Source organism: Parasphingopyxis lamellibrachiae, assembly GCF_003385775.1.
Taxonomy (GTDB): Bacteria; Pseudomonadota; Alphaproteobacteria; order Sphingomonadales; family Sphingomonadaceae; genus Parasphingopyxis; species Parasphingopyxis lamellibrachiae.
On the sequence record NZ_QRDP01000004.1, the window covers coordinates 1,361,954 to 1,388,133 of the forward strand.

Genomic DNA, 26,180 nt, shown 5'->3' on the forward strand with positions numbered 1-26,180 from the left:
CTCTATTGCAACATCGCGGGATCGTTTCGTTCGGTGCCTATGTGCCGAGGCGCAGGTTGGCGAGAAAAGCCATCGGCGCAGCCAATGCCTGGGCCAATCCCGGACTGGCCTCCGCGGCAAGGGGCGACCGTGCCATCTGCGCGCATGATGAAGACAGCCTGACAATGGCGGTGGAAGCCTCCCGCCTTGCGCTTTCGGCCTTGCCGGACTCCGCTGCGATAGAGGCCCTTTTCTTCGCCTCGACGACGATGCCCTTCGCCGATCGCCAGAATGCGGGCCTGATCGCCGAGGCAGTATCCCTCCCCTCCGCTATCAGGAGCACCGATGCCGGCGGGTCTTTGCGGGCCGGCGTGGGTGCCCTTCGCACGGCGCTTGACGGCCCGGGCGACACCATAGTCGTGGCATCCGACAAGCGTCTGACCCGGCCAGGAAGCGCGCAGGAACTGCGCCTTGGCGACGCGGCGGCAGCTCTTGTCACCGGATCTGAGGAGCTGATCGCCGACTATCTTGGCGGCACGGCGGTTTCGATCGACTTTACCGATCATTACCGGACCAGCGATTCCGATTTCGATTACCAGCTCGAAGAGCGCTGGGCACGCGACGAAGGCGTGATGAAGATCATTCCGCCGATCGTGCAGGAGCTGCTCGATCAAAACGGTACTGCCGGCGAGGCAATCGCGCATTTCGTCGTCGCCGGGCTCGGCGGACGCGACGCGAAGGCCGTGGCCGGTCGCTGCGGTATCCCGGAAGGCGCCGTCACACCGGACCTTCATGCCAATTGCGGCGATACCGGTACCGGCCATCCGTTGCTGCTGCTGACCAAGGCCCTGCAGTCCGCCGCGCCGGGCGATCTCATCCTGGTTCTGGGATATGGGCAGGGCGCAGAGGCGCTCCTGTTTCGGGCGACCGGCAATATCGGTAAAGCCGCCGCGATGACCGGGACCGACGCCATGCTGGAAAGCGGCGTCGCGGATGACAATTATCTGCGCTTCCTCTCCTTCAACGGGCATGTCGCGATGGATTGGGGCATGCGGGCCGAACGCGACAACCGCACTGCCCAGTCCGCCTTCTACCGGCACCGCCAAACGGTAACGAGCTGTATCGGCGGACGCTGCACTGCATGCGACACGCCCCAGTTTCCTATGAGCCGGATCTGCGCCAATCCCGAATGCCGGCAGACTGACACCCAGCAGCCCGAGCCGTTTGCCGACAAACCCGCTTCGGTGAAATCCTTTACCGAGGACTGGCTGGCACTCTCCTTCAACCCGCCTCTTGTTTACGGCAATGTCCGCTTCGAAGGCGGCGGTGTCGCGATGCTGGAATTCAGCGACTTCGAACCGGGCGAGGTCTCGGTCGACGCCCCGCTCGCCATGCAGTTTCGCATCAAGGATATCGACGAAAAGCGCGAATTCCGGCGCTATTGCTGGAAGGCCGTACCGCCGCGCTCCCCATCCCCCCAATCCAAAGGAAACGCCAATGGCTGAAGGTATTCGTGATAAGGTTGCCATCGTCGGCATGGGTTGTTCGCAGTTCGGCGAACGCTGGGATTGCAGCGCCGAAGACCTGATGGTCGAATCTTTCGGCGAAGCACTGGCCGACGCCAATATCGAGCGCGACCGGATCGAGGCGGCCTGGTTCGGCCTGTCCTCGGACGATCAGGGGCCCGGCAAGTCCGCGCTCTCGCTTTCCTCCACGCTGCGCCTGCCCAACATCGCGGCGACACGCGTGGAAAATATGTGCGCCACGGGAACCGAAGCGCTGCGCGGCGCGGTCTATGGCGTTGCCTCGGGGGCTTATGACATCGCGCTCGCGCTCGGCGTCGAGAAGCTCAAGGACACGGGTTATGGCGGCTTGCCGGAGCGCACCAAGGGCACATTCGAAGACCTGTGGTTTCCCAGCGTAACCGCGCCGGGCAGCTTCGCCCAGTTCGCCAGCGCCTATGTCGCCAGCCATGGCATCGACATGGATCAGCTCAAGGAAGCGATGGCCCATGTGTCCTGGAAGAGCCACGAAAACGGCGCGCTCAATCCAAAGGCCCATCTGCGCAAGCGGGTGACCAAGGAAAAGATTCTCGGCGCGCCGATGATCGCCTATCCACTGGGCCTGTTCGACTGCTGCGGTGTCAGCGACGGATCCGCCTGCGCTATCGTGACAACCCCGGCAATCGCCGAAAAACTGGGCGGCAGCGGCCCGCTGGTGACCGTCAAATCAATGCAACTTGCCCTCAGCAACGGTTCCGAAATCGGCCATGACAGCTGGGACGGGAGCTATGCGATGACGACGAGAATTGCCTCGGAGCGCGCCTATCGCGAAGCCGGCATCAGGGATCCGCGCGCCGAGCTGGACCTGATCGAGGTGCATGACTGTTTCTCGATCACCGAGCTTGTGACGATGGAGGATCTGGGCCTGTCCGATATCGGCCGTGGCTGGCAGGATGTGCTGGCCGGGAAATATGACAGCGACGGCGAAATTCCGTGCAATATCGATGGCGGCCTCAAATGTTTCGGCCATCCGATCGGCGCAACCGGACTGCGCATGGTCTATGAACTCTACCAGCAGTTGCGCGGCAGTGCAGGAGACCGGCAGCTCGATGCGCCGACGCTCGGTCTGACGCACAATCTGGGCGGCTTTCCCAACAAGAATGTGTGCAGCATCTCCGTCATCGGAACATGCTGAACGCGCCCTTTTCCCAATCATAGAAGCGAGAAATTGCATGACTGACCCATTCGGGCTGGAAGGCCGAACCTATATCGTCACCGGCGGCGCACAGGGCGTGGGCCGCGCGCTTGCCGAATTCGGCATCGAAAAGGGCGCAAAGATCGCACTCGTCGACATCAACGCAGAGGCGCTGGAGCAGGTTGCCGACGAAATCGACAGTCCGAACCTGCACTGCATCTCCGCCAATGTGGCCGACGAAACCGAGGTCAACGCGCTGGTGAGCGAGACGCTTGGCCATTTCGGCGATCTTCACGGCCTGATCAACAATGCTGGCATCGTCCGTGCCGCCATGGCCCATGAAATGAGCCTTGAAACCTGGCAGCAGGTCATCGACGTCAATCTGACGGGCGCCTTTCTGTGTCTGCGCGCGGTCGGCCAGGCCCTGATCGAAAAGGCGGGCAATGGCGACGCCGCTCCCGGGCGGATCGTCAACATCTCCTCCGATGCCGGACGCCGCGGAACGATAGGCCAGATCAACTATGGCGCGGCGAAATCGGGCGTTCTCGGTCTGACGATGAGCGCGGCTCGCGAATGGGCGCGCCACAATATCACGGTGAACAGCATCTGTTACGGCGTTGTCGAGACGCCGATGACCGACACGATCCGCGCCGAGAAATTCCGCGATCGCTATCTCAAACAGATTCCGCTCGGCCGCTTTGCCGGATCCGAGGAAGTCGCCCCGGCCACATGGTTCTTCCTCACCGACGCCGCCAGCTATGTGACCGGCCAACATCTTTCGGTCGATGGCGGCTTTCACATCGCCACTTAGGGCGCGCTTCCATAGCGGGACCGGGAGACCGCCAGCTGGCCGTCCGGCCCGGAGGCCAGAAGTGAGCGCGATGCGAGGTGCTGCTGATTGGGTCCTCCGATAGTCTTTGAGACCGAATAGTTCAGTTGGAAGAGACCCAGTTGGGCTCAGGTCCGGTCACGCATTTGTACGGGGAAACGCCAGTATGATGATCCCCGATTTCCCGCCAATCCGCGTATTGCCCGAAGGCGCACCGGAACGCGAGAATATCCGCGCATTTCTGGATGAGCAGCTGGACCCGTTCTCGCCCGCCGAACGGGCCAGAAGCTGGTCGGCCTGCGACGCGCGGTTCAGCGAAGAGTTGGGAAAGCAAGGCTTGATCGGCCTCACCTGGCCGGAAAAATTCGGCGGCAAGGCGGCTAGCCATCTTGTCCGTTACCGGATCGTGGAGGAACTGCTTGCCGCAGGCGCACCGGTAGCCGCGCACTGGTTTGCCGACCGGCAGAGCGGCACGATGCTGCTGCGTTACGCGAGCGAAAGGCAAAAGGCCCGGTTGCTGCCACGCATGGCTGCCGGCGAGCTTTATTTCTGCATCGGCATGAGCGAACCGGATTCCGGCTCCGATCTCGCCGCGCTGCGGACAGAGGCCAGGCGCGACGGGGAAGACTGGCGCGTCACGGGCTCGAAAATATGGACATCCCATGCCCAGCACGCACACTATATGATCGCCCTTGTCAGGACCGGAAGCGACGAAAGCGATCGGCGCACCGGCCTGAGCCAACTCATAATCGACCTCTCCTCGCCGGGCGTTACCATCCGGCCCATTGAGGACCAGACCGGCGACGCGCATTTCTGCGAGATTTTCCTGGACGATGTCCTGGTGCCTGCCGACATGCTTCTCGGCGAACCGGGCAATGGCTGGGCACAGGTCAATGCGGAGCTGGCGCTCGAGCGCAGCGGCCCGGAGCGTTTTCTCAGCAGCCATGTCCTCATCGAAGAGGCGCTGAAGGCGCTGTCCGAGAACCCCTCCGAAACGCTGACCGCACTGGTCGGCCACTGGACGGCAGAATTGTGGACGCTGCGGCAAATGTCCCTGGCGGTTGCCGGCACGCTCGAACGGGGCGGCGACCCGATGGTCGAAGCCTCGATCGTCAAGGATCTTGGCGCGCAATTCGAACAGTCGGTGCCTCGCGATCTGCAAGCCGCGTGGGACCAGGCAGACATCGCCGATGAAAGCGGCGAACTGGATGAGACGCTCACCTATCTGGTCGGCGCATCGCCCAGTTTTTCCCTGCGCGGCGGCACTCGCGAAATCTTGCGCGGCATCATCGCCCGCGGGCTTGGCCTCCGATGAGCGAACATCGGGCGATGCTGCTGGATATGGTCGACAAGCTTTTTACAAAGCTCGTCGAAAACGGCGTTCGGGACAATCTTTCCGCCGAAGATTTCTCTCGTCACTGGAGGGCCATCGAGGGCCTGGGGCTCACCCGGTTGCTGATTCCCGAACAGGCCGGCGGATTCGATGGCAATTGGGAAGATGCGGGCCCGGTTTTCAAGGCCCTGGGAAGTTATGGCATCACCCTTCCTCTCGGCGAAAATATCCTCGCGCAGCATTGGCTCCATCGACTGGGGCAAGACATTCCCGAGGGCATAATCCAGCCTGCTTTCGCGGAATCCCGGACCGGAGACGTTCTCGTCCTGCGCAACGGCGCCGGATTTGCGAAAGCGCAATGGATTTTCGCGCTGGAACCGGATCGCTGGTCGCTGCTTCCGACCGGCAATGCGGATCGCTCCCCGTCCGCCAAATCCGGCGCTGTTTTACGGTGCAACATCTCGACGAGTGTGGCGAACGGCCCACTCGAAACCGGCGACAGGGCATTTTTCTCGGAAGCCGCGTTGATGCGGGCCTGCCAGATTGCCGGTGCTACCGAAACAATGCTCCGGATCACCCTCGGCCATGCGTTGGACCGGACGCAGTTCGGCAGGCCGCTGGCGCGTTTTCAGGCGATCCAGCACCAGCTAGCGATGCTGGCCGAGGAAAATGCGGCGGCTTCCTGCGCCACGGCAAGCGCCTGTCAGGCGGCCCTCGCTGGCGATGCACAATTCGAAATGGCCGCCGCCAAATTCCGGGCGAATCGCGCCGCTACCCTCGCCGCCGATATCGCCCATCAGGTCCATGGCGCCATCGGGTTTACCCGCGAATATTCTCTCCGTCATTTCAGCCAGCAGGCCCAGGCCTGGGCTCGCGAATTTGGTAATGAGCGGCATTGGGCATTATGGCTCGGCCGGTTCGCCCTGGAAGCGCGGCCTGATCCGCTCTGGAACTGGCTCACCGCACGCAGCGACGATGTGCTTGCCAGAGAGCAGCGAGGCCAGTCATGAGCCCAGCGCGCGATCTTCCACAATGCACCGACAGCGATCTCAGTCTGACCGACGGTGTCGCCCTGTTGCGTTTCTGCCGCGACGATGTCCGCAACGCCCTGACCGGAACAGCTCTGATTGGCGATATCGTCAACGTCTGCAACTGGGCGAATGAAGACGAGCGGGTCGGGGCGCTGATCCTCAATGGCAACGGCAGAGCGTTTTCCGCGGGTGGGAATATCAAGGACATGGCCTCGAAATCGGGCATGTTCGGCGGCGAACCCATGGCGGTTCAGGACGCCTATCGGCGCGGTATCCAAAAGATGAGCCTCGCCGTTTACCGTACTGAAATACCCGTGATCGCGGCTGTTAACGGCGCAGCGATCGGAGCCGGGCTCGACCTTGCCTGCATGTGCGACATCCGTTTGGGTTCGCGCCGGGCCAAGGTCGCCGAATCCTTCGTCACGCTCGGTCTGGTACCCGGCGATGGCGGGGCCTGGTTCCTGCCGCGCGTGGTCGGCACGCAACGCGCTGCAGAGATGACCTTTTCCGGGCGCCTGGTCGAAGCCGACGAAGCGCTTGAAATCGGGCTGTTCCTCGAACTGTGCGAACCCGATGCCCTACTCGATCGCGCCCTCGTGCTCGCCGCCGGATTTGCCGGTCAGCCCCGACGGGCGATCCGGCTCGCAAAAAGGCTGCTCGCCATGGGACAACGGATGCCGCTCGACGATTTTCTCGATCATTGCGCCGGGCTGCAGGCCCTCGCCCATCACGGCACCGAGCATGACGCGGCCGTTGCAGCGGCCATCAGCAAAATCACCTCCAAAGCCTAATGAAAGGTTCGGAATCAATGACCCTTCGATACTCACCCTATGATGAAAACCTGTGGTCCAACCCTTGGCCGATGTACAAGCGCATGCAGGACGAAGCCCCGGCCTATTATATCGAAGATCTCGATTGCTGGGCTTTATCGCGCTTCGAAGATGTCTGGCAGGCCAGCATGGATCGCAAGAATTTCACGGCGACCCATGGCACCTCTCCAGATGCCCTGTTTCTGGCGAGCGAACCGCCGCCCAATGTTTTTCTGTTCATGGATCCGCCGGAACATTCCAAACATCGCGGCCTGATCGGGAAATCCTATCGGAAGGACAGGGTTGCCGTGGTCGAAGACCAGGTCCGCACGGTTGTCCGCAAGCATCTGAAGCCGATGCTCGAACAGGGCGAACTGGATGTCTATGCCTTGGGCAGCCGCACCGTGCTCGAAATGATCGCCTCTTTTACCGGCCTGCAGCTGGAAGAGGTGCAGCATATTCGCAGCTTGGTGGATCGCTTTTTCAAGCGTGAATCCGGCGTGCAGGGAACGACCGAAGCCGGCGCGAAAGCCTTTGTCGAAGCCCATGAATATATCTACGGACTGATCGATAGATACCGCAAACAGCCTCTAGCGGAGCAGAGCCATATTTCCACCTGGCTCAACGCTGAAGTCGATGGCCAGCGGCTGTCGGACGAACAGATTTTCTACAGCATTTTCGCGATGGTGATTACCGGGTCAGACACCGTACCCCTGACGACGGCAGGCAGCATCTACTATCTCAACAAGCATCCGGACCAGCTGGCGCTTGTCCGCGATGACATCTCTCTCGTTGCCAACGCCTTTGAGGAAGCGGCTCGCTACGATCAGCCGACCAACCTGCTCGGTCGGCGCATAGCCCAGGACACCGAACTGCACGGACAGGAGCTACGCGCCGGACAGTCCGTCCTGTTCCTCTATGCAGCGGCATGCCGGGACAAGCGCGAATTCGATGCTCCCGACCGGTTTGACATCAAGCGGCGCCAGCGGCGTAATCTGTCTTTCGGCACCGGTCTGCATTTCTGCCTCGGCCAGCATCTGGCGCGCCTGGAAGGCCGCGTACTCCTTGAAGAACTGATCGGTTCGATACCCGATTTCGAGATCGAACAGGCCGGGTGCAAGCGTATCGTTGGCGAGTTTCTGCAAGGCTATTCCGCCATGCCCATCCGGTTTCGCCCGCAATAGCTGCGATCCTGGCATAGCATCCGATGGGCGCGAAACAGATCGACGCCGCTGGCGCGAGGCAGCTGTTGCGAGAAGCCGAGACCCTGTTCCTGCAGGGGATGTCGGGCGAACCGCGCAGCCTCCATGCCATCATCGCCGACGACCCCTCGGCCATCTCGCGGCTCACGATCCTTACTTCGTTCGTATCGGGTATCAATCGGTTCGATTGCGCCCTGTTCGACAACGCTGCACGCGTTTCCGGTTTTTTTCCGGCCGGCGCGAAAGCCCGCGACACCTATCGACAGGTTATTTCGACCTATTTCGGCGTGACGGAGAGCGTTCGGGCGTTCGCAGCGGACACGGTTTTCATTCCGGTAAGCCCTCCCGACAGGAGCGGGATGGTGACACCGGGTCTGTCTGCGGAATTTGTCGAAACGTCTCTTCAGACAGCATCGCAGAGAATTGCGATCATTTCTCCGTCCCTGCCGGTTCTCCCGGGCAATGCCTGTCTGTCACTCGACCGGTTCAGTCACAGCCTTGTCGACACTACGCCTCCTCTCAGTCTTCCCAGCAACAACCTGGGCGGCGACCCGGTTTCCGATGCGATCGCCGACCATCTCGCCCGCCTGATCGGTGACGGGGCGACGCTACAAACCGGCATTGGGCGGGTACCAAGCAGGCTCTTCTCGAAACTGACCGGCCATCGCAGTCTTCGAATCCATTCCGGACTGATATCGGGAGAGATCCGGACGCTGGTCGAAGCCGGGGCGATCGATCCGGATAGCCCGATGCATTGCGCAACGTTAACGGGAGATACCGACTTTTATCACTGGCTGGACGGGCGGGAAGATTTTCGCCTTCACCCGATCCAGCATACCCATCACCCCTCGACGCTCGCGAATATCGATGGACTAATCACAGTGAATTCGGCGATCGAAGTCGACCTGCTTGGCCAAGTCAATGCAGAGAAAGCTGGCGACCGTATCGTCAGCGCAGCCGGCGGTTTGCCCGATTTCTCGGCTGCCGGGCATCGCTCCCCGGGTGGATGTTCGATCATTGCGCTGCCTGCAACCGACACGAGTGGGACGCGCTCACGTATCGTTGCCAGGCTTCCCGACGACGCGCCAGTCACGGTCCCTCGCGCCGATGTGGACTTCGTCGTGACGGAACATGGTATTGCCGAATTGCGCGGAAAAACACCGGACGAACGCGCACGGGCATTGGCGGATATTGCCGCGCCCGATGCGCGGCCGGCACTGAAACGCTATTCGTAAGCCGCATCAGGCGACGCGCGCCCTCAATAGGTGAGCGGTAGCTCCAACGCCCGCCGCGCGATGATGTTCTTCTGGATCTCCGAAGTGCCGGCGCCGATCGTGTCGAGCGCCGTTGCCCGGTAGGACCATTCCCATTTGCCCGCCGCCGGCGCTTCGGCATCGTCCTTGTGCAGCAAGCCTTCGGTGCCAAGACTGTCGAGCGCGAAATCCGCAAGCCTTTGATGCAGGCTCGTGCTGTAAAGCTTGCACATAGCCGCCTCGATGCTCGGGACCCGGCCCTGCGACGACGCGTAGATCACCCGCCTCTGCAGCATCTTGGACATTTCGACTTCGGCCGTGAGCTTCGCCAGCCGCCGCCGGACATGCGGTTCGGCAATAACCGGCGCCCCATCTCGCTGGGCAGTTCGCAACAGGTCGCGCAGCGCGAAGAGCTTCTCTTCAAGCGGGCTGAACGTGTAGAAAGTGAAGCGCTCGTAATCGAGAGCTTCGCAAATATAGGTCCATCCCCGGTTCAACTCACCAACCAGATAGGCGTCTTCGACAAAGACATCGTCGATAAACACCTGGTTGGTGACATGTTCGCCCATGGTTTCGATGGGATGGATCGTTATCCCGGGTTGATCCATCGGGACGAGGAAAACGCTGATCCCCTTGTGCTTGGGGGCGTCGAAATCGGTCCGGGCGGCAAGCCAGTACCAGTCGGCGAAGTGAGCCGAGGTCGTGAACATTTTCTGGCCATTGATCCGCCAGCCGCCGGCTTCCCGCTCTGCGCGCAGCTTGAGTGCCGCAAGATCCGAGCCGGCATGCGGTTCGGAATAGCCAAGGGCGAACTCGACCTCGGCACGCAAAATTTTCGGCAGAAATTCCTGCTTCAGCTTGTCAGAGCCATGGCGAATGATCGTCTGTCCGACACAACCCACGCCCTTGCCGATCAGCGGCGCGCCGACCCGCGATAGTTCCTCATTCAGCAGATACTCGTAGATGCCCGGGCGGCCCTGCCCCCCATATTCCTGCGGCCATGACATGCCGAGATAGCCCCGTTTCGCAAGCTCTTTATTGAATGCCTTGCGCGCTGGCGTGTCGGCCAGGATCGAATCCGATTCGCGCTCGGGACACATGATATCGGCCGCATCGGGCCATTGCCGAACCTCATCGAGAAAAGCCCTGACCTCAGCTACAAATTCAAGCTGATCGGCATCGAAATCAAAATCCACTGGCGGGCTCCGTTACTGTCATTTGGTAAGATATTTCACAAATGCATCGGACAGCTGCTCAATGAGCTGCTCGTCGGAAACGACCGGGGCATTATTGTCCAGATAGGCATCGATACTGCCGATTATGATATGTTCGGCAACGAACATCGCGACTTCCAGGTCTGCGACCATAATCTCGGTGCGATGCTGCTGATAATAGGCACGTATCGTATTGTAGAGGAATTTCTCTGTCGTCACGTTGCGCGACAGGCGGCCAAGTTTCGGAACCTCGCGCGGCAGCCGCAGAAAGATGAAGCTGTACCGCTTGCGCGTTTCGAGGATCGATCGGATAATTTCCCGCGCCGATTCATCAAGCGGCTTCGTCATATTCTCGATCAGGCAGTCACGCAGCACCTCGGTCGCGTTCATCACAGCGCTTTCGACGAGCGCCGCGGCAATTGCTTCCTTGCTTGCAAAATACTGGTAGAGCGAACCGATGCTCACCCCGGCGACTTCCGCGATATTATTGGTCGTTGCCGCGTCATACCCGCTTTTGAGGATGATCGATTCGGCAGCCTTCAGTATGCAATCGACGGTGAATTGCGCTCGCTGCTGCTGCGGTACTTTACGCGGGGCAAGTTGGGTTTCCAGTGCACTCATATACGGTCTCTCCTCCGCCGCTGACCGGCGTATCGGTGAAGCGTTTAGCCGCCGAACCCCAATCGGGTTTGCAACCCGGTCAGTATCGGCTGAGACTGATTGGCTTCGTCCCGGTTCTTCGCGTGGTCCGTTTTCGGCATCGCGAAATCCAATTTCAGTGCTATCACAAAAACTGAAACTTTGCTCACATTAAACTCGCGTTCTGAAATGCGGCAAATATCAGGGCTCAATGAAGCCCAGATCGGCTTGCAGCATTGCCCCGTTCAGCACGGGGCTTTGGGCAGCATGAAAGATCGTTTCGGCAATCTCTTCCGGCGCAATCAGGCGGTTTTGCGTGACCAGCGACGCCAGATGTTCCAACGCCTCCCCGCCATAGCTCCGCAGCATCTCTGTGTCGGTAAAACCCGGGCAGACACAGGCCGTATGGATACCCGTGCCGGCCAGATCCTGCGCCGTGCTTTTCATGAGGCCCGCCACGGCATGCTTGCTCGTCGCATAGGCGGCCATGCCCCGGGTTGCGCGCTGGCTCAGGGTGGAACCTACATAAATGATGGACGATCCCTCCGACATGGAAGGCAGGACGAGCCGGTTGAGAGCGGCCGGCGCCACCACGTTAATCTCAAGCGAATTTCTGAGGCCCGCCATATCGATTTGCGCGACGTCGCCCGGCTGCTGGAACGCGCTGTTATGGACCAGGCAGATCCGGCCGGCCCCATCCAGCGCCTCGGTCAGCTGTTCGCCGACGGCCTCTTCCCAGCCGCTCTCGGCAAAATCCACGGTAATCTGCCGCGCACTATCCATAGGGATCGGCGAGCGCGCGAGGTTGACGATCTCGAACCCTGCCTGGTCGAACCGCTTCACCGTTGCAAAGCCAATGCCCCTGCCCCCGCCTGTAATCACCAGCGTCTGTCCGGATATCGAATTCATGCTTTTACCCCTCCCAAGAAGCGCCTGCCTCTGGCAATGCGCTTACGCCGTTTCCATCAGTTCGACTGTGTTCCCGTCCGGATCGGCAATCAAGGCTGCCAGAAGGCCGGGGCGGGGCTCGACGACATCGTTCACGATGACGACGCCCGCCGCCCGGCAAATATCGATGCTTTCCCGAAGGTTTCCGACCGGAATCGTAAAATAACGCAGGCCCGTTGCGGCCAGATAGTGGGCGGAGCCGCTATCACGCTGCGGTGGTTCGGCGAGAACGAACAGCTTGATGATGCTGCCGCCGCATTGGAGTTTGACGATCCGGCCGGTATCGCCGATCGGCACTTCGCCGACTTCCGGCAGGCCGAGCAACTGCTCATAGAAACCCCGCATCGCCGCCTCATTGGTCGTCACGATGCCAATATCGACGGATTTATCCGTAACTTTGAGTGCCATGATGGCTCTCCCCTCTAGCGCCTGAGGACCAGCGCGCCGTTGGGCGTGCTGTCGCATGTACTGACCAGGCAGGTTTCTACACCCTCGACCTGGTTGATGGCCGAACCCCGCAATTGGCGCACGCCCTCGGTCACAAGGTTGGCGCCATGGAGATAAACTTCGGACAGACTTCCGCCCGAAGTGTTTACCGGCAATGGGCCGTCTGGCCCCATTCCGCCCCCGGCGACGAATGCCGCCGCCTCGCCACGTCCGCACAGACCGTAATTTTCAAGGCTGAACAGAACGAGCGGGGAAAAAGCATCATAGATCTGGGCAACGCCGATATCAGACGGCCCAATGTCGGACTGCCGCCACAAATTGTCAGCGGTTGCGCCCGAAGAACTGCGGAAAGGATCGGCCCCGTGATAGTCGGTCATCAGCTGATGTTCGCGCGTCATGCCCTGGGAAAAAGCGTGGATGAGAACCGGCCGCTCACACAGGTCGCGCGCATGGTCCGCGCGGGTAACGACAATTGCGATAGCCCCGTCGCTTTCCAGGCAATTGTCGAACAGGCACAGCGGATCGGCTATCATCCGCGCATCCAAATAGGCGGCCATGTCCATCGGCTTTTCCCGCATCAGCGCATCGGGATTGTTATTCGCATAGGCCCGCTGGGCCAGCGCGACCGCGGCAAGATCCTCCCGCGTCGCGCCATGATCATGCATGTAGCGCTGCATCATCATGGCGACCTCGTCGACCGGGCGCGACAGGCCGTGCGGCCGGGACCATTTCCAGTGATCGTCGATCCGAGGCTGGACGCCAGCCCATTGCCGTTTCGAAGGATCACCCCTTTTGCGCGAACGCCAGACGACACCAACATTGGCAATGCCCAGCGCAACCGCCATGGCGACCTGGCCGATCGCCCCGCAAATCGCCCCGCCGCCATGGGCCACCTGGCTGAAATAGTGCAACTCGCCAAAACCGAGATTACGGGCGATCTCGAACTCCGGCGTCGTCTCCTGGGTAAAACAGCCCAGTGCGTCGACCTCGCTCGCATCCACCCCCGCATCGTCCAGCGCGGCGCGGATCGCCATGCAGGCGAGCTGCAGCTCCGTCTCGGGCAATCCCTTGGCGAAAGCCGTCTGTCCAATCCCCGCTATCGCGGTTTTGTCCTTGAAGGCGGCGCTCCCGCTCATGCGGCTGGCTCGGGCGCTTTCACGCCGTCATGGAACGGATAGGGCTGGCCCAGCATCCCGAGCGCACCGAATTCCCCCGGCAGCTGCCGCATGAAATGCTCGGCAAGCGCTTCGATCGTCCATCCGCCCTCACGCACCAGCGTCTTGCCGTAGTGCGGCTGGACCATGTGCGCGACGCGTTCGCCGCCCGAACCGAAAATCTGGCCGCTGACCGCCTTGGCGAGGTCGCTCGCCAGGAAGGCCACCAGCGGGCCGTTCAGTTCCGGATCGACAAAAGGCAGTTTCTCACCGGCAAAAGTGTCAGACATGCGGGTGGTGCCTGTGGGGCCGATCGCGTTAACGCGAATCCCGTAGCGGGCAAGTTCCAGTGCCCAGGTATAGGTCATGGACGCGATCGCGCCCTTGGATGCCGCATAGTTGGTCTGGCCGAAGCTGCCGAAATGCGCGCCCGAGGTCGTGTTGACGATCGCACCGCCCTGACCCGCCTCGCGCATCGCGCGCGCCGCTATCTGGCTGCACCAGAAGGTTCCTTTGACATGCACAGTCCAGACCTGATCGAATTCCTCGTCCGACATTTTGAGAAAAGACCGGTCGCGTAAATTACCCGCATTGTTGACCATGGCATCGATCCTGCCGAACCGGTCTATACAGGCCTCGACCAGCGCCTCGGCACCGGCCCGACTGCCGATATTCGCATCGCTCGCTAAGGCTTCGCCGCCCGCCGCTTCGATGGCTCCGACGACCTCGGCCGCAGCCTCGGGATCGATGTCGTTGACGATCACCCCCGCGCCGGCTTCGGCCAGCGCCAGGCAATGCCCCCTGCCAATGCCGCGCCCGCCGCCGGTAACCGCGGCCGCCTTGCCTTCAAGAATCTTCATTCTGCTTTTCCCATTGTCTTTAGGCAGGCACGGTTTCGCGCCGGGCCTCCTCCAGTTCGATGATCAATTCCCGCTTCGCATCCCGCATCCTGGCGATATGCTCATCCTTCACGGTGTCGTATCCGCGAACCTGTTCGGGCCATTCGGCAATGCGCACGGCCACATCGTGATTCGCCGGATCGAGACGCCCGGTTAGCATCGCGATATCGCTCTCATATTCGGCGATAAGACCCCGCTCGAGACGGCGGTGCGCCGCATAGCCGAAGATATCGAAAGGCGTACCGCGCAACCGACGAAATTTCGCGAGCAGGCCCATTGCCGGCCGTATCCAGCCACCGAAGCTGCGCTTGCGGTAGCGCCCGGTCTGCGGATCCCGTCGCTGGAGGATCGGCGGCGCCATATGATATTCGATGCGGAAATCGCCCTCGAATTCTTCTTCCAGCGTACGCCGGAACTCTGCGCCGCTCAGCAGGCGTGCGACCTCATATTCATCCTTATAGGCGAGCAACTTGAAGTAATATTGCGCAACGGCCCGGGCGAGATCGTCGCGGACATCGTCCAGTTGCCGCTCAGCGCCGCGCGCCAGATCGACTAACGCGCGGTAGCGATCCGCATAGGCGCGATCCTGATAACGTTCGAGTTCGGCTGCGTTGCGATCGACAATCGCGTTGAGATCCTCGACCTCGTCTGCTTTTTCGGGTGCAAGCACGCCAGTTAGCTTTGCCGGATCATGCGCTGCGATCCTGCCCCAGGCGATGGCCGCGCGGTTCATTTCGACAGCCGTCCCGTTCAGCTCCACCGCGCGATCAAGCGCAGCGAGGGAAATCGGCAACCAGCCACGCTGCGCGGCATAACCGACCAGCATCAGATTGGCGCCCACCTCATTGCCCATCAGCGCATAGGCGAGCTGGCTAGCCTCGATAAATTCGACTGTATCACCGCACTGGGAGATCAGCGATTTCATCTTGCCGGCGCTGAGATCGAGATCAGGATTGCTCGCAAAATCAGATGTTGGCGCAACACGGCTGTTGACGATGGCGCGGGTCATTTCCGAGCGCATTCGGCCGAGCACGTCCGCGCTCGCCGTGACGACGATATCGCTTCCGATCACCAGATCGGCGGCGGATATGCGGGTGGCCTGAAGCGCTTCCGGCGAGACGGCAACGCGCACATGGCTGGTTACCGGGCCGTTGCGCTGGGCAAGGCCCGTAACATCGAGCACCGAACAGCCTTTCCCCTCCAGATGAGCTGCCATGCCCAGTATCGCGCCCAGCGTGACCACACCGGAGCCGCCGATCCCGGTAACAAGCAGGCTGAACGGTTTGGCAACCGAGGCGGGCTCGGGAGCGGGCACATCGGCAAGGATATTCCGATAGCTGTGGCCACCGCCGCCGCGCTTTCTTGGCCGTCCGCCGTGGACGGTCACGAAACTCGGGCAATAGCCTTCGAGACAGGAAAAATCCTTGTTGCAGGCGGACTGATTGATCCGCCGCTTACGCCCGAATTCGGTTTCAACCGGTTCGATCGCAATGCAGTTGGACTGAACCGAACAATCGCCGCAGCCTTCGCAGATCCGGGGATTGATAAACGGCCGCCGGTCAGGATCTTCAGCCTTGCCGCGCTTTCGGCGGCGGCGCAGTTCGGTTGCGCAATTCTGGTCATAGATGATCGCCGTTGCACCCGGAATGTCCCGCATGCGACGCTGGACCGCATCCAGTTCGCGGCGGTGATGCACTGTTGTACCCGGCGCGAAATCGGCGTCCGCGCCATAATTTTCAGGATGATCGGTAACGACCGCAATCGCCCCTATACCCTCGGCCTGCACCTGTTTGGAAAGCTGGTCGACCCGCATCTTGCCCGCGATCGGCTGCCCGCCGGTCATCGCGATCGCATCGTTGACGAGGATTTTATATGTGATGTTGACGCCTGCGGCGACGGCCGCCCTGATCGCCAGCAACCCCGAATGATAGTAGGTCCCGTCGCCAAGATTCTGAAAGATGTGCGGTGTTTCGGTAAAGGGCGCGATGCCGATCCAGGGAGCCCCCTCGCCGCCCATCTGGAACAGGGTCGGCGTGTTCCGTTCCGGCAGGAAGGTTGCCATGCCATGGCAGCCGATGCCGCCAAAGGCGACACTTCCCTCCGGCAATTTGGTCGACTGGTTGTGCGGACAACCGGCACAGAAGCTTGGCATTCTCGCAAGTGCCGCCGTCCCGGAAACACTATTGTCCCCGTCATTGCCGAGTGCGGCCATACAGCCCAGAGCATCGCCCTCACCAACCAGCATCCTGAGCCGGTCTGCTATCACCTGCGCAATCGTGGCCGGCGCAAGCTCTCCTTCGGCCGAGAAGAGCGGCGCGCCCGTCGCGTCCTGCTTGCCGAGCAGCCCGGGATGGTCGGCCATGTTGACGAGCAGCCGTGCAATCTGGTCTTCGATAATCGGGCGCTTTTCCTCGACGACGAGAATTTCGCGATTGCCTTCGATGAATGCGGATATACCCTCGGGCTCGAGCGGCCAGGGCATCGCAACCTTGTAGAGCGAAACGCCGAGTGCCTCGCTCCGCGCGGCATCGAGGCCGAGATCGTCCAGCGCCTGCATCACATCGAGAAAGCTCTTCCCGGTCGTGATGATCGCCAGATTCTTGCGGGAAGAAGAGAGTATCGTGCGATTCAGATTATTCGCGCGAACATAGGCGAGAACCGCCGGAATGCGTTCCTGATACTGCCGTTTCTCGGCAACCAGCGCCGGCACCATCCAGCGCGCGCTGCGCTTACCATCGGTGTTTTCGTCTTCCGGCAGGGCAATCTCGATCCGGTTCGGGTCGATATCGACCGAAGCGCTACTCTCGATGGTGTCGGTCACGCATTTCATGCCTACCCAGCAGCCCGAATGGCGCGACATGGCAAAACCATGCAAGCCGAAATCGATATAATCCTGTACCGATGACGGGTTGAAAAAAGGCATGCCGAAATGGATAAAGGCGTGATCGCTCTGATGCGCGATGGTCGATGATTTCGCACCGTGATCGTCGCCGGCCAGAACCAGCACGCCACCATGGGGAGACGCCCCCGAATAGCTGCCATGTTTCAGCGCATCGCCGGACCGGTCGACGCCGGGCCCCTTGCCATACCAGATGCCGAACACGCCATCATAGCGCGCATTGCCGAACAGGCCGACCTGCTGCGATCCCCAGACCGCCGTTGCGCCGAGGTCCTCATTGATACCCGGCTCGAAATGGATGTGATTTTCCGTGAGCAGGTCCGGCACCTGGTTGAGGGCAATATCATAGCCCCCGAGCGGCGAACCGGTATATCCGGAAATAAATCCCGCTGTGTTGAGACCGGCCGCGACATCGCGCTGCCGCTGCATCATCGGCAGGCGGACCAGCGCCTGCGACCCGGACAGGAAAACCCGCCCTTCGGTGCGCGAATAGCGATCTTCCAGCCGATATTCGGTGTCGACGGTGATTGGACCTGTATCCGGCATGGCGATCAGGACGATCCTTCCGCGTTCCGCTGACGAGCGGCTTCGCCGGCCTCGATCACCGCTTCGACCAGCCCGTCATGACCCCAGACATCGCCTTCGCAAAACTCGTTGGGAGACCATGTCTCGTCGAGCCGCTTTCCGCCGCAGCCTATTTCGACGTCGAAATTCCCCGGCGAACGCATGTAGAAAGAAAGCATGCCATCGTTGCGATGGCGGCCGAGCGAACTGACGACGGCCACACCCGATTGCCTGGCCCGGTCGAGCGCCATGCCGACATCGTCGATCGTGGCCATCTCGACCAGCATATGCTGCAGCGCGTTGCCGCCGCCCAGATCGACCATCGCCAGGCTGTGGTGCCGTTCGTTGCACCGCAGGAACTGGAGCGCGGCATCCGGGCCGTAACGGATATAATCCGACAGCTTGAACCCAAGGAGCCGCGTGTAGAAATCGAAACAGGCGGGCTGATCGTTCACGAACAGGTTGAAATGACCGACACCAAGATGCCCGGCGACAAATTCCAGCCCGGGAACGGGCGAAGCGAATTTATAGTCCGTCGTCGGACCATAATAGAGCTCGATCGGATTGCCGCTTGGATCTTCGCAATAGGCAATAGCGGTAACCGCGCGGCCAAAAGCATCATCGGGGCTGCCTTCGCGAACCGCGTGCCCCGCTTCGCGCAGTTCGACGATACCGGCTTCGAGTTCGAGAGGCCCGTCCAGTTCGAGCCCCATATAGAGCAGGTCGCGCGAGCCGTCCGTCGGATGGACCGCGATCCGCCACTGGCGCTCGTCCATCTTGAGATAGACGCTGCCATCGGGCGCCGTGCCGGGTTTGCCGCTTGCGGCCTCGTTATCTCCAGGGCCGCCCCAGCCTTCTCCCGGAATGGCGCGCGCTGGCATCATCCCCAGTACTTCCGTCCCGAAGGTCAGCCAGGCATTTGGGTCGGTGCTACCAATGCCGATATAGCCAAGCGATTTGATCTTCATTGCTGCATTTCCTTTTCCGGGGGGATGCCAGCCCCTGCTGGAAACCAGCATGGCAGGGCGACATCCTCGGCGAGTTGAACGAATGTAAGACGGACGGGTGTGCCGATCCGAACCGCATCGGGGTCGATTCCGCCGATGGAATCTCCCTCCGGATTGCTCAGTGCACCGACGATCCGCAGGCCGGGGAAATCATCGGGCTCGACGACCGCCACGATATAGGGCCCGATCTCCGTAAAGGCGGGGAGCAAGGGGGGATGCGGCATCGTGTAAGACCAGACCGTTCCCTTGCCCGAGGTCTGCTTCCAGCCGAGTTCCATCGACTGGCACGCCGGGCACATGGCCCGCGGAGGATGCTGGACATGGCCGCAATCGTTGCAATTCTGGACGAGCAACCGCCCGTCCATGCATCCTTGCCAGAATGCGCGATCGACCGGATCGTCCGTCGTCGGAAGCGGGATGGTTTCAATCATGCCCGGTCATCCACGATACAGGAGCTTCCAGTCGAAGCAGACCGACGGTTTTTCGGCCCCTACCACATGGATTGCGACGCCTACCGTCAGCATCGTGCCGCCCTTTTCCTCTGCAACGTTGACGATCCGCGTGTGCCCGTAAATTGCAGCACCGGCGGGAACCGGGGCGACGAAGCGCACCCGTTCCAGGCCGTAATTCAAAGCATTGCCATGGCCGACGATCGCATAATCGGCATTGTTCTTGATGATGGTCGACAGACCGAGGATCAGGAAACCATGCGCAATCGTAGAACCAAAGGCGCTTTGGGCGGCGCGTTCGGGATCGACGTGGATCCACTGGCGATCGCCGGTCATTTCGGCAAAAGCCGTGATCATCTCCTGCGGCACGTCCAGCGGCGCGCTCCAGGGTCCGAACTCTTCCGATTTGCGGGCCGTGAGCGCCGCTATGTCGTCATATCGTATCTCGTCCATCTTATCCGTCATTCGTTAGAGAATAGAGTCTTGCGACGCGTCTATGCGCCAGATTTTGGGCTTCGCGCTGTTCGTCTTTGATCGCATTCGTAAGCGCTGTGCCCAGCTGCCCGGCCAATGCTCGCTTGCTCGCCGCCATGGCCGACCCGTCATTGCCCGCCACCCTGTGGGCCAGTTCGCGAGCAGTTTCGGGCAGTTCGTCATCGCCGCACATTCGACTGACCAGACCGGCTTCGAGCGCCTCTACGCTCGTCAGCATCGCGCCGCTGAGCAGGATATCCTTCGCTCGCGACAGGCCGACAATCGCGGGAAGCAGAACGGTAGACCCCATACCCGGCATCAGGCCGAGCTTCGCGAAAGGAAAACCGAAACTGGCGCTTTCCGACGCTATGCGCATATCGAGCGCCAGCAACATCGTCGCGCCGATACCGACGGCCGGCCCATTCACGGCCGCAATGATCGGCGTTTCGATGGCAAAAAGCTCGCTGACAAAACCGTCGATGAAATGCTCTTCCCCGATCTGCAGTCCGTTGCGTCCACGCTCGCCCTTCAGGAAGGCCCTGTCGGCACCCGCACAAAAGGCACGGCCGTTGCCCGTCAGCAGGATGGCGCCAATTTCCGGATCCGCGGAGAACGTACGGAAGGCATCGACGAGTTCGTCGCCCATGTCCGGCGTATAGGCGTTGAGCTTGTCCGGCCGGTCCAGCGTAATGACACCGACCTTGCCGTCCCGCTCCGTCTGCACTTCACGCTCACCGGTCATCGAGAGTCTCCGGATCGAAAGGCTGCCATTGCGGCGCACGCTGCTCGAGAAAAGCCGCGACACCCTCGGCAAAGTCCGGCCCCTCATTATGGGTCAGTATTTCCTGCCAGGCGCCGTCCAGAGCCGCGCCCAGCGGCAGTTCGAGCGACTGCCAGATCGCCCTTTTGGTCCGCGCCATGGCCGACGGCGAATTCTTCGCAATCGACGCCGCCATTTCCCGTGCCCGATCCATGAGCGCGTCCGGGGAGACAAGCTCCCCAACCATGCCGAGCGCGAGCGCCCGTTCAGCCGGCATCCGCTCGTCGCGCCCGAGCAGAGCGAGCCGCAACACCGCTTCCAGCGGCATCCGCCGGGCCAGCGACACAGGCTCCAATCCTGCCACCAGACCGACACTGACATGGGTATCGCAGAAGCTCACCGTTTCGCTGGCCAGAACGATGTCTGCGTCGGCGATGAAATGCAGGCCACCGCCGACCGTGAGGCCGTTAACCGCACAGATTACCGGCTTCCAGACGCGATTCTGCAAACCGGTCCAGCGGATTGCATCATGGCTCGGAGCGTTGTCGCGATCCAGTTGCGGCAGGTCCGCAACATCGGCGCCGGTGCAAAAGGCTTTCCCGCCAGATCCCGTCACGATTGCGACCACGGCTTCCGGGTCTCGGTTGAAGGCGTCCCAAGCCTGCGGAAGCTCGAGATGCATTTGCTGGTTGATCGCATTATGGCGATCCGGCCGGTCGAGGCAGATGGTCGCGATGCCATCTTCGACCGCATAGGCGAGCGTCTCAAACATCGGCCGCCTCGCCGTCGATCGTCATCCGTGCGATCTGATCTTCGAGATACGCGTCGTCCCAGTTGAGCGACTGCCACTGTTTGGCGCGCCGGAAAAACAACTGGGGATCGGCTTCGGTCGTATAGCCCATGCCGCCATGCACCTGAATGCCGAGCGCGGAAACCTGCCTGAACATGGCGCAGGCCTGGAGCTTGGCGATGGCCGCGGCGGCTTCAAACGCGCGGCCATTGTCGTGCAGCCAACCGGCCTGATGGACCAGCGTCTGGCAGCCTTCGATCTCGACCAGAGCGTCAGCAAGATAATGGGCGATCGACTGAAACCCGCCGATCGGCCGACCGAAAGCCTCGCGTTCCTTGGCATAGGCTGTGCTGATTTCATGGATACGCCGCGCCGCGCCGACAGCCTGCGCCGCCAGCACAACAAGCGCCCGGAACATCGCGCCGCGCCAGGCGGCAGCGATATCCGCGCCGCCACAGACCAAATTCTCTTCGGCAACGATAACCTCGCTGAATGTAATGCTGTAATAGGGCTCGGTGGCCAAATTGGCCTGGCCCCGGACACTGACACCCGCCGTGTCCCGCGGAATAATGGAAGCGGCTATCGCACCGGTTGCAGCAAAACGGCCGATAACAAGAATCTGATCCGCAACCGTGGCAAAAGGCACAAAATGCTTGCTCCCGTTCAGGCAGAGCCGATCGCCCTTTCGCTCGAACACAGTCGACAGGCGAGTGATATCGAACCCGACCCCCGGCTCTTCAGATGCGACGGAAACGATCTGGCTGGCATCGGCAATCGACGGCAGCCAGCGGCTGCACATGGCCTCGTCTCCAGCCCGAGCAAGAAACTGGGCAGCCAGAATCGAACTGACGAAATGCGGTGTCGGCGCGAGATGCCGGCCCAGCTGCTCATGCACCAAAGCGGTTTCGAACAGCCCCATTTCAAGGCCGCCATATTGCTCGGCAATAGCAATGCCTGGCACGCCAAGTTCGCTAAGCTCCTGCCAGAATGCGCGCGGAAATCCGTCAGGTTCGGCCTCTATCTGCCGCAGCGTTTCAAGCGGGAACCGATCCTCGCAGAGTTGCCGCACCATATCCTGGAGCAGTGTCTGTTCTTCGGATAGTCCCAATTCCATGATGTACGCCGCCCTGTGCCATTGCTGCAGTCAGGGTTGTGCGCGGCCCCGCCCTTCCATCTCAACTCTGTTCGCGCTCACATTTGGAGGGCTCCTCAGGGCCGCCATTTCATGGCCGGGCAATGCCAGGGCGAACGCGATTGCGCTGTGGCGGGCAAGGCAAGTTTTACCGTTGCCGTGGTGACGAGTTTTTCATCGACAGCGATCTCGATATCGATCTCAACCCAGGTCATCGCGTCGATCTCGGCCGACAGATCGACCACCATGCCATTGATCGTCGCCGTTCCGCCCGGGCAGACCGGTCGCCGCATCGCAAAGCGCAACCGCCCTATCCGCCCCATCGGGCCGCTCCAGTCAGTGACGAAACGGCTGATAAGGCCTGCCTGGGTATAGTTGTTCATTATGATGTCGGGCAGGCCGGCTTCCTTTGCCCAATCGGGATCATGATGCTGAGGTTGCCAGTCGCGGGTCGCGGCCGCGCCCATGACGATCAGCTTGCGGGTCAGCGGCAGGGCAAGCTCCGGCAGACTCAGACCGATATGCGGCTTCGGTATTCTGGTCATGCCTCAACCTTTCCATAACCCAGAAAATGGAGCGACTGGATACCCGCCAGGCTGCCATCGGGCTTGCGGTACACCACATCGATATCCCAGTTTCGACCGACCCCGAGCTTCGTCTCCCGCTCTTCGTCGACCCTACGTAATATCTGCTCGGCCCGCACGGAGTCGCCGTGCCGCAACGGCTCGTGCAGCTCCAGTTCGACCTCGGTTACAAGCCCGTTCTTGATGCCCAGCGCATCCTTGACCATGAAATGCAGTTCCAGTGTGCGCATACCGGGGCCTGCGCGATCGGGAAGCCAGTCATGCTCGATCGCCCAGCTCGGTAACATCATTGGCGGCGCAATAACGGATTCCGTCTCGTCTCGTGAAAGCGGATAATCCCAGTAAAGCGGATTGCCGTCTTCCACCGCCACGCAAAAATTGGTCCACAGGCCCTGCTCGACAGTCACCACGTGATCGACAACGATCACCGGCTTCCCGAGCCAGTCCTTCACCTGCTGCGGCAAATCATTCATTTCGATATCCTCGCTGCGCGCTTCGAGAACGCGCATTTCATGCCAGCCATCTAGAACCGACATCCACCGTGCCGCAATCGCCCGAGGCACAACGCGACCGGACTGCGAGCGATATGCGAGCAGCGAAAGCCCTTCATATGCGACTAGTTCTGCACCCTGAACAGAAAGCGGATAGGGAGGCATAATTGGGCTTGGCGCAGTCTTTGTGGATCGGCAGTGCCGATGGTCCTGAACGCGACAATATCGCCATTGGCGCCGCCGTCTCCCGGTCTGCTGCAGCATGGCCGGATGCCGAGGCCGTCGTCTTTGCCTGCCAGCCCGAAATCGAAGAAGTCCGCTGGACGTTCCGCGATCTCGATGCCCAATCCAGCAGACTGGCGCACGCGCTCATCGGGGCGGGATACAAGCCGGGCGAGCGAATCGCGATCTGGGCTCCCAACCATCCCAACTGGATCCTGCTCGAATATGCGATTGCCAAGGCCGGGATGGTGATCGTCGCCATCAACCCGCTCTACCGGGCGGCCGAGTTGCAATATGCGCTCGCCGTTTCGGATGTCGCCGCGATATTCCATGCCGACACAGTGGGCGGCGATCCGATGCGGGCGACCATCGATGCCGCCGCTTCCGGTACGCCGCTCCTGCGCGGCATCTATTCGCTCTCCGGCGACCTCGACGACCTGCTTGCGAACGCACCGGATTCGGGCGCATTGCCGCAAGTCGATCCGGCCGACCTTTTCATGATCCAATATACATCGGGCACGACGGGAGTGCCCAAAGCGGCCTGGCTGCCGCACGGATCGATCGCGACAATCTCCGCACGGACCTACGAGCGATGGGGCTTTGGCGCCGGCGACCGGGTCTGCCATGGCTTTCCGATGTTCCATGTCGGCGGTTCCGGCAATTCCACGCCCGGATCGCTGATCGTTGGCGCAACGACACTGCCCATCCATATCTTTCGCGCCGGCGAAGCGCTCGACATTCTGGAGCAGGAACGCTGTACCGGCTTTATCGGGGTGCCCTCCATGCTCACCGCCATCATGGAGGAAGGCACTCTGCAGTCGCGCGACCTTTCGGCTCTGAAACGCATCGTCGTTGGCGGCGCGTCCGTTCCCTCTCCTTTCCTGAAGCGATGCGAAGACATGTTCGGCGTCGAAATGCTCAATGGCTATGGCCAGACCGAAAGCTGCGGGGTCAGCGCCAGCGTTCGGCCCGGCGACGATGCCGACAAGAAGATTGCGACGAGCGGCGTCGCCCTTCCCGGGGTTAGTCTTAAGGTGGTCGACAGCGCCGGGCGCGTTCAGCCCTGCGGCGTCCCGGGGGAATTATGCGCAGACGGCCCTGGCAAGATGTTGCGCTATGGAGATTCCGAGGCAACCCGCCAGGCCTTCGATGCCGATGGCTGGCTGAAGACTGGCGACATCGCGACGATGGATGCCGATGGCTATGTCGCGATCGTCGGGCGGCTCAAGGAAATGATCATTCGTGGCGGAGAGAATCTCTATCCGGCGGAGATCGAAGCCTATCTGATCGAGCATCCCGATATCGCCGAAGCGGCCGTGATTGGTCTTCCGGATGGAAAATATGGCGAAGAAATGTGCGCCGTGCTGCGGCCCTCGCATCCTGATCATGCCGATGCCGACACGATCCGCGCCTGGTGTCGGGACCGTGTCTCGCGCTGGAAGGTGCCCCGCTACATCGCCTTTGTAGATACCCTGCCCGCAACCCCGTCGGGCAAAATCAAGAAGCATGAGCTCATTCCCGAAATGCAGGCCCATTTCGACCTTTCCCCTGAACAATAATCGATTGGAGACCCATGATGAATTACGCAGCCTATGAAGCGCTCAAGATCGAAAAAAACGGATCGATCCTGACGTTGACGATCGACCGCCCCGAGGTGAAGAACGCCGTAAATCCGCAACTTCACGACGAATTTTCTCGCATCTTCTACGATATCGACAGGGATCCCGAAGTCTCGGTGGTGGTCCTGACCGGGGCGGGCGATGCGTTCAGCGCCGGCGGCGATATCGACTGGCTGGTTTCGCTCCAGGGCGACGCGATCGCGACGTCCGCCAGTATTGAGAATGACCGCAGGATCCAGAATTCGCTGCTCGATCTTGAAAAACCGATCATCGCCCGCGTCGTCGGTCCGGCGGTCGGGCTGGGCTGCTCGCTCGCGCTATTTTGCGACTTTGTCTACGCGACGCCCGACGCGCGCTTTGCCGATCCGCATGTGTCGGTGGCCCTTGTCGCAGGCGACGGCGGCGCCGTCATCTGGCCACAGCTTATCGGCTATGCGCGGGCCCGCAAATATCTGCTCACCGGCGATCCGATTTTCGGCGCTGAAGCCGCCGAGATCGGCCTGATCACAGAAGCCGTTCCGGTCGAAGAAATTGACGAAGCGGTGGCCGCCATGGCGGACCGGCTGGCCAACGGCGCAACCCATGCCATCAAATGGACCAAGGCATCGATCAACGCCGGGCTGAAGGTAACCGCCAACGCGGTTATCGACCGGGCGGCGGGTTATGAGAATCTGACCATGCTGATGGAAGATCACAAGATCGCCGTCGACGCGTTCAAGAATCGCTCCAAACCCGTGTTCGTTGGGCGCTAGACG

25 protein-coding genes are annotated in these 26,180 nt (G+C 61.2%); 10 read left to right on the plus strand and 15 right to left on the minus strand.

The features are described from left to right. Positions 1 to 5: 5 nt before the first annotated feature. The 8 genes from DFR46_RS06725 (at position 6) to DFR46_RS06760 (ending at position 9,115) form a co-directional block, all read left to right on the plus strand. A complete protein-coding gene (locus tag DFR46_RS06725; RefSeq protein ID WP_116235744.1) occupies positions 6 to 1,484 on the plus strand; it encodes a 3-oxoacyl-[acyl-carrier-protein] synthase III C-terminal domain-containing protein in 1,479 nt (492 codons plus the stop codon). Next, the gene (locus tag DFR46_RS06730) at positions 1,477 to 2,676 is read left to right on the plus strand and encodes an acetyl-CoA acetyltransferase (RefSeq protein WP_116235745.1); all 1,200 of its coding nucleotides are present in this window, start codon (positions 1,477 to 1,479) and stop codon (positions 2,674 to 2,676) included. The genes DFR46_RS06725 and DFR46_RS06730 overlap by 8 nt, the downstream gene beginning before the upstream one ends. 37 nt (positions 2,677 to 2,713) lie before the next feature. Next, complete coding sequence (locus DFR46_RS06735; protein ID WP_116235746.1) at positions 2,714 to 3,487, plus strand: SDR family NAD(P)-dependent oxidoreductase; 774 nt, start codon at positions 2,714 to 2,716, stop codon at positions 3,485 to 3,487. A gap of 184 nt (positions 3,488 to 3,671) precedes the next feature. Beyond that, complete coding sequence (locus DFR46_RS06740; protein WP_116235747.1) at positions 3,672 to 4,820, plus strand: acyl-CoA dehydrogenase family protein; 1,149 nt, start codon at positions 3,672 to 3,674, stop codon at positions 4,818 to 4,820. Then, complete coding sequence (locus DFR46_RS06745) at positions 4,817 to 5,848, plus strand: acyl-CoA dehydrogenase family protein (RefSeq protein ID WP_116235748.1); 1,032 nt, start codon at positions 4,817 to 4,819, stop codon at positions 5,846 to 5,848. The genes DFR46_RS06740 and DFR46_RS06745 overlap by 4 nt, the downstream gene beginning before the upstream one ends. Further along, positions 5,845 to 6,660 carry an enoyl-CoA hydratase-related protein gene (locus tag DFR46_RS06750; RefSeq protein WP_116235749.1) on the plus strand — a complete coding sequence of 272 codons (816 nt, stop codon included), beginning with the start codon at positions 5,845 to 5,847 and terminating at the stop codon, positions 6,658 to 6,660. Before DFR46_RS06745 ends, DFR46_RS06750 begins: the two co-directional genes overlap by 4 nt. A gap of 17 nt (positions 6,661 to 6,677) precedes the next feature. Next, positions 6,678 to 7,862, plus strand: coding sequence for a cytochrome P450 (locus DFR46_RS06755; RefSeq protein ID WP_162843410.1), 1,185 nt, complete (start codon positions 6,678 to 6,680; stop codon positions 7,860 to 7,862). 23 nt (positions 7,863 to 7,885) lie between these two features. Continuing rightward, entirely contained in the window at positions 7,886 to 9,115 is a 1,230-nt protein-coding gene (locus tag DFR46_RS06760) for an acetyl-CoA hydrolase/transferase family protein (RefSeq protein WP_116235751.1), read from the plus strand. 23 nt (positions 9,116 to 9,138) lie between these two features. Here DFR46_RS06760 and DFR46_RS06765 read toward each other — a convergent pair whose 3' ends face one another. The 15 genes from DFR46_RS06765 to DFR46_RS06840 all read right to left on the minus strand — a co-directional run bounded on the left by DFR46_RS06765 (position 9,139) and on the right by DFR46_RS06840 (position 23,629). Beyond that, on the minus strand, positions 9,139 to 10,329 hold the full coding sequence (locus DFR46_RS06765; RefSeq protein WP_116235752.1) for an acyl-CoA dehydrogenase family protein: 1,191 nt from the start codon (positions 10,327 to 10,329) through the stop codon (positions 9,139 to 9,141). 18 nt (positions 10,330 to 10,347) lie between these two features. Then, a complete protein-coding gene (locus tag DFR46_RS06770; protein WP_116235753.1) occupies positions 10,348 to 10,968 on the minus strand; it encodes a TetR/AcrR family transcriptional regulator in 621 nt (206 codons plus the stop codon). Positions 10,969 to 11,187: 219 nt separating this feature from the next. Beyond that, positions 11,188 to 11,895, minus strand: coding sequence for an SDR family NAD(P)-dependent oxidoreductase (locus DFR46_RS06780; RefSeq protein WP_116235755.1), 708 nt, complete (start codon positions 11,893 to 11,895; stop codon positions 11,188 to 11,190). A 42-nt stretch (positions 11,896 to 11,937) separates the two neighbouring features. Further along, positions 11,938 to 12,342: a VOC family protein gene (locus DFR46_RS06785; protein ID WP_162843411.1), complete on the minus strand. Its 405-nt coding sequence runs from the start codon at positions 12,340 to 12,342 to the stop codon at positions 11,938 to 11,940. 14 nt (positions 12,343 to 12,356) lie between these two features. Further along, the gene (locus DFR46_RS06790; protein ID WP_116235757.1) at positions 12,357 to 13,517 is read right to left on the minus strand and encodes a thiolase C-terminal domain-containing protein; all 1,161 of its coding nucleotides are present in this window, start codon (positions 13,515 to 13,517) and stop codon (positions 12,357 to 12,359) included. Continuing rightward, the gene (locus tag DFR46_RS06795) at positions 13,514 to 14,395 is read right to left on the minus strand and encodes an SDR family NAD(P)-dependent oxidoreductase (RefSeq protein ID WP_116235758.1); all 882 of its coding nucleotides are present in this window, start codon (positions 14,393 to 14,395) and stop codon (positions 13,514 to 13,516) included. The genes DFR46_RS06790 and DFR46_RS06795 overlap by 4 nt, the downstream gene beginning before the upstream one ends. Before the next feature lie 19 nt (positions 14,396 to 14,414). Continuing rightward, entirely contained in the window at positions 14,415 to 17,879 is a 3,465-nt protein-coding gene (locus DFR46_RS06800) for an indolepyruvate ferredoxin oxidoreductase family protein (protein ID WP_116235759.1), read from the minus strand. A gap of 5 nt (positions 17,880 to 17,884) precedes the next feature. After that, complete coding sequence (locus tag DFR46_RS06805) at positions 17,885 to 18,865, minus strand: VOC family protein (RefSeq protein ID WP_116235760.1); 981 nt, start codon at positions 18,863 to 18,865, stop codon at positions 17,885 to 17,887. Further along, positions 18,862 to 19,335: a Zn-ribbon domain-containing OB-fold protein gene (locus tag DFR46_RS06810; RefSeq protein WP_116235761.1), complete on the minus strand. Its 474-nt coding sequence runs from the start codon at positions 19,333 to 19,335 to the stop codon at positions 18,862 to 18,864. Before DFR46_RS06810 ends, DFR46_RS06805 begins: the two co-directional genes overlap by 4 nt. Positions 19,336 to 19,341: 6 nt before the next feature. Further along, positions 19,342 to 19,806: a MaoC/PaaZ C-terminal domain-containing protein gene (locus DFR46_RS06815; protein WP_116235762.1), complete on the minus strand. Its 465-nt coding sequence runs from the start codon at positions 19,804 to 19,806 to the stop codon at positions 19,342 to 19,344. Between the two features lies 1 nt (position 19,807). Further along, a complete protein-coding gene (locus DFR46_RS06820; protein ID WP_162843412.1) occupies positions 19,808 to 20,569 on the minus strand; it encodes an enoyl-CoA hydratase/isomerase family protein in 762 nt (253 codons plus the stop codon). Beyond that, positions 20,559 to 21,359: an enoyl-CoA hydratase/isomerase family protein gene (locus tag DFR46_RS06825; RefSeq protein ID WP_116235764.1), complete on the minus strand. Its 801-nt coding sequence runs from the start codon at positions 21,357 to 21,359 to the stop codon at positions 20,559 to 20,561. Before DFR46_RS06825 ends, DFR46_RS06820 begins: the two co-directional genes overlap by 11 nt. After that, the gene (locus DFR46_RS06830) at positions 21,352 to 22,491 is read right to left on the minus strand and encodes an acyl-CoA dehydrogenase family protein (protein WP_116235765.1); all 1,140 of its coding nucleotides are present in this window, start codon (positions 22,489 to 22,491) and stop codon (positions 21,352 to 21,354) included. The genes DFR46_RS06825 and DFR46_RS06830 overlap by 8 nt, the downstream gene beginning before the upstream one ends. A gap of 95 nt (positions 22,492 to 22,586) precedes the next feature. Beyond that, positions 22,587 to 23,054, minus strand: a complete 468-nt coding sequence (locus tag DFR46_RS06835; protein WP_116235766.1) for a MaoC/PaaZ C-terminal domain-containing protein — start codon at positions 23,052 to 23,054, stop codon at positions 22,587 to 22,589. Next, on the minus strand, positions 23,051 to 23,629 hold the full coding sequence (locus DFR46_RS06840) for an FAS1-like dehydratase domain-containing protein (protein ID WP_162843413.1): 579 nt from the start codon (positions 23,627 to 23,629) through the stop codon (positions 23,051 to 23,053). Before DFR46_RS06840 ends, DFR46_RS06835 begins: the two co-directional genes overlap by 4 nt. 128 nt (positions 23,630 to 23,757) lie before the next feature. On the opposite strand from DFR46_RS06840, the gene DFR46_RS06845 reads away from it, so the two are divergent. Further along, positions 23,758 to 25,365: a class I adenylate-forming enzyme family protein gene (locus DFR46_RS06845; protein ID WP_162843414.1), complete on the plus strand. Its 1,608-nt coding sequence runs from the start codon at positions 23,758 to 23,760 to the stop codon at positions 25,363 to 25,365. A 14-nt stretch (positions 25,366 to 25,379) separates the two neighbouring features. Continuing rightward, positions 25,380 to 26,177: an enoyl-CoA hydratase/isomerase family protein gene (locus DFR46_RS06850; protein WP_245953724.1), complete on the plus strand. Its 798-nt coding sequence runs from the start codon at positions 25,380 to 25,382 to the stop codon at positions 26,175 to 26,177. The last annotated feature ends 3 nt before the right edge of the window (positions 26,178 to 26,180 follow it).

What these genes read in the sequence shown, in the direction of transcription:
- DFR46_RS06820 (WP_162843412.1), bottom strand. Translation starts at nt 20,569, where the DNA reads ATGACCGGTGAGCGTGAAGTGCAGACGGAGCGGGACGGCAAGGTCGGT.
- DFR46_RS06730 (WP_116235745.1), top strand. Translation starts at nt 1,477, where the DNA reads ATGGCTGAAGGTATTCGTGATAAGGTTGCCATCGTCGGCATGGGTTGT.
- DFR46_RS06740 (WP_116235747.1), top strand. Translation starts at nt 3,672, where the DNA reads ATGATGATCCCCGATTTCCCGCCAATCCGCGTATTGCCCGAAGGCGCA.
- DFR46_RS06815 (WP_116235762.1), bottom strand. Translation starts at nt 19,806, where the DNA reads ATGGACGAGATACGATATGACGACATAGCGGCGCTCACGGCCCGCAAA.
- DFR46_RS06760 (WP_116235751.1), top strand. Translation starts at nt 7,886, where the DNA reads ATGGGCGCGAAACAGATCGACGCCGCTGGCGCGAGGCAGCTGTTGCGA.
- DFR46_RS06825 (WP_116235764.1), bottom strand. Translation starts at nt 21,359, where the DNA reads ATGTTTGAGACGCTCGCCTATGCGGTCGAAGATGGCATCGCGACCATC.
- DFR46_RS06850 (WP_245953724.1), top strand. Translation starts at nt 25,380, where the DNA reads ATGATGAATTACGCAGCCTATGAAGCGCTCAAGATCGAAAAAAACGGA.
- DFR46_RS06735 (WP_116235746.1), top strand. Translation starts at nt 2,714, where the DNA reads ATGACTGACCCATTCGGGCTGGAAGGCCGAACCTATATCGTCACCGGC.
- DFR46_RS06755 (WP_162843410.1), top strand. Translation starts at nt 6,678, where the DNA reads ATGACCCTTCGATACTCACCCTATGATGAAAACCTGTGGTCCAACCCT.
- DFR46_RS06795 (WP_116235758.1), bottom strand. Translation starts at nt 14,395, where the DNA reads ATGAAGATTCTTGAAGGCAAGGCGGCCGCGGTTACCGGCGGCGGGCGC.
- DFR46_RS06785 (WP_162843411.1), bottom strand. Translation starts at nt 12,342, where the DNA reads ATGGCACTCAAAGTTACGGATAAATCCGTCGATATTGGCATCGTGACG.
- DFR46_RS06800 (WP_116235759.1), bottom strand. Translation starts at nt 17,879, where the DNA reads ATGCCGGATACAGGTCCAATCACCGTCGACACCGAATATCGGCTGGAA.
- DFR46_RS06780 (WP_116235755.1), bottom strand. Translation starts at nt 11,895, where the DNA reads ATGAATTCGATATCCGGACAGACGCTGGTGATTACAGGCGGGGGCAGG.
- DFR46_RS06840 (WP_162843413.1), bottom strand. Translation starts at nt 23,629, where the DNA reads ATGTCGGTTCTAGATGGCTGGCATGAAATGCGCGTTCTCGAAGCGCGC.
- DFR46_RS06835 (WP_116235766.1), bottom strand. Translation starts at nt 23,054, where the DNA reads ATGACCAGAATACCGAAGCCGCATATCGGTCTGAGTCTGCCGGAGCTT.
- DFR46_RS06805 (WP_116235760.1), bottom strand. Translation starts at nt 18,865, where the DNA reads ATGAAGATCAAATCGCTTGGCTATATCGGCATTGGTAGCACCGACCCA.
- DFR46_RS06745 (WP_116235748.1), top strand. Translation starts at nt 4,817, where the DNA reads ATGAGCGAACATCGGGCGATGCTGCTGGATATGGTCGACAAGCTTTTT.
- DFR46_RS06810 (WP_116235761.1), bottom strand. Translation starts at nt 19,335, where the DNA reads ATGATTGAAACCATCCCGCTTCCGACGACGGACGATCCGGTCGATCGC.
- DFR46_RS06770 (WP_116235753.1), bottom strand. Translation starts at nt 10,968, where the DNA reads ATGAGTGCACTGGAAACCCAACTTGCCCCGCGTAAAGTACCGCAGCAG.
- DFR46_RS06830 (WP_116235765.1), bottom strand. Translation starts at nt 22,491, where the DNA reads ATGGAATTGGGACTATCCGAAGAACAGACACTGCTCCAGGATATGGTG.
- DFR46_RS06790 (WP_116235757.1), bottom strand. Translation starts at nt 13,517, where the DNA reads ATGAGCGGGAGCGCCGCCTTCAAGGACAAAACCGCGATAGCGGGGATT.
- DFR46_RS06750 (WP_116235749.1), top strand. Translation starts at nt 5,845, where the DNA reads ATGAGCCCAGCGCGCGATCTTCCACAATGCACCGACAGCGATCTCAGT.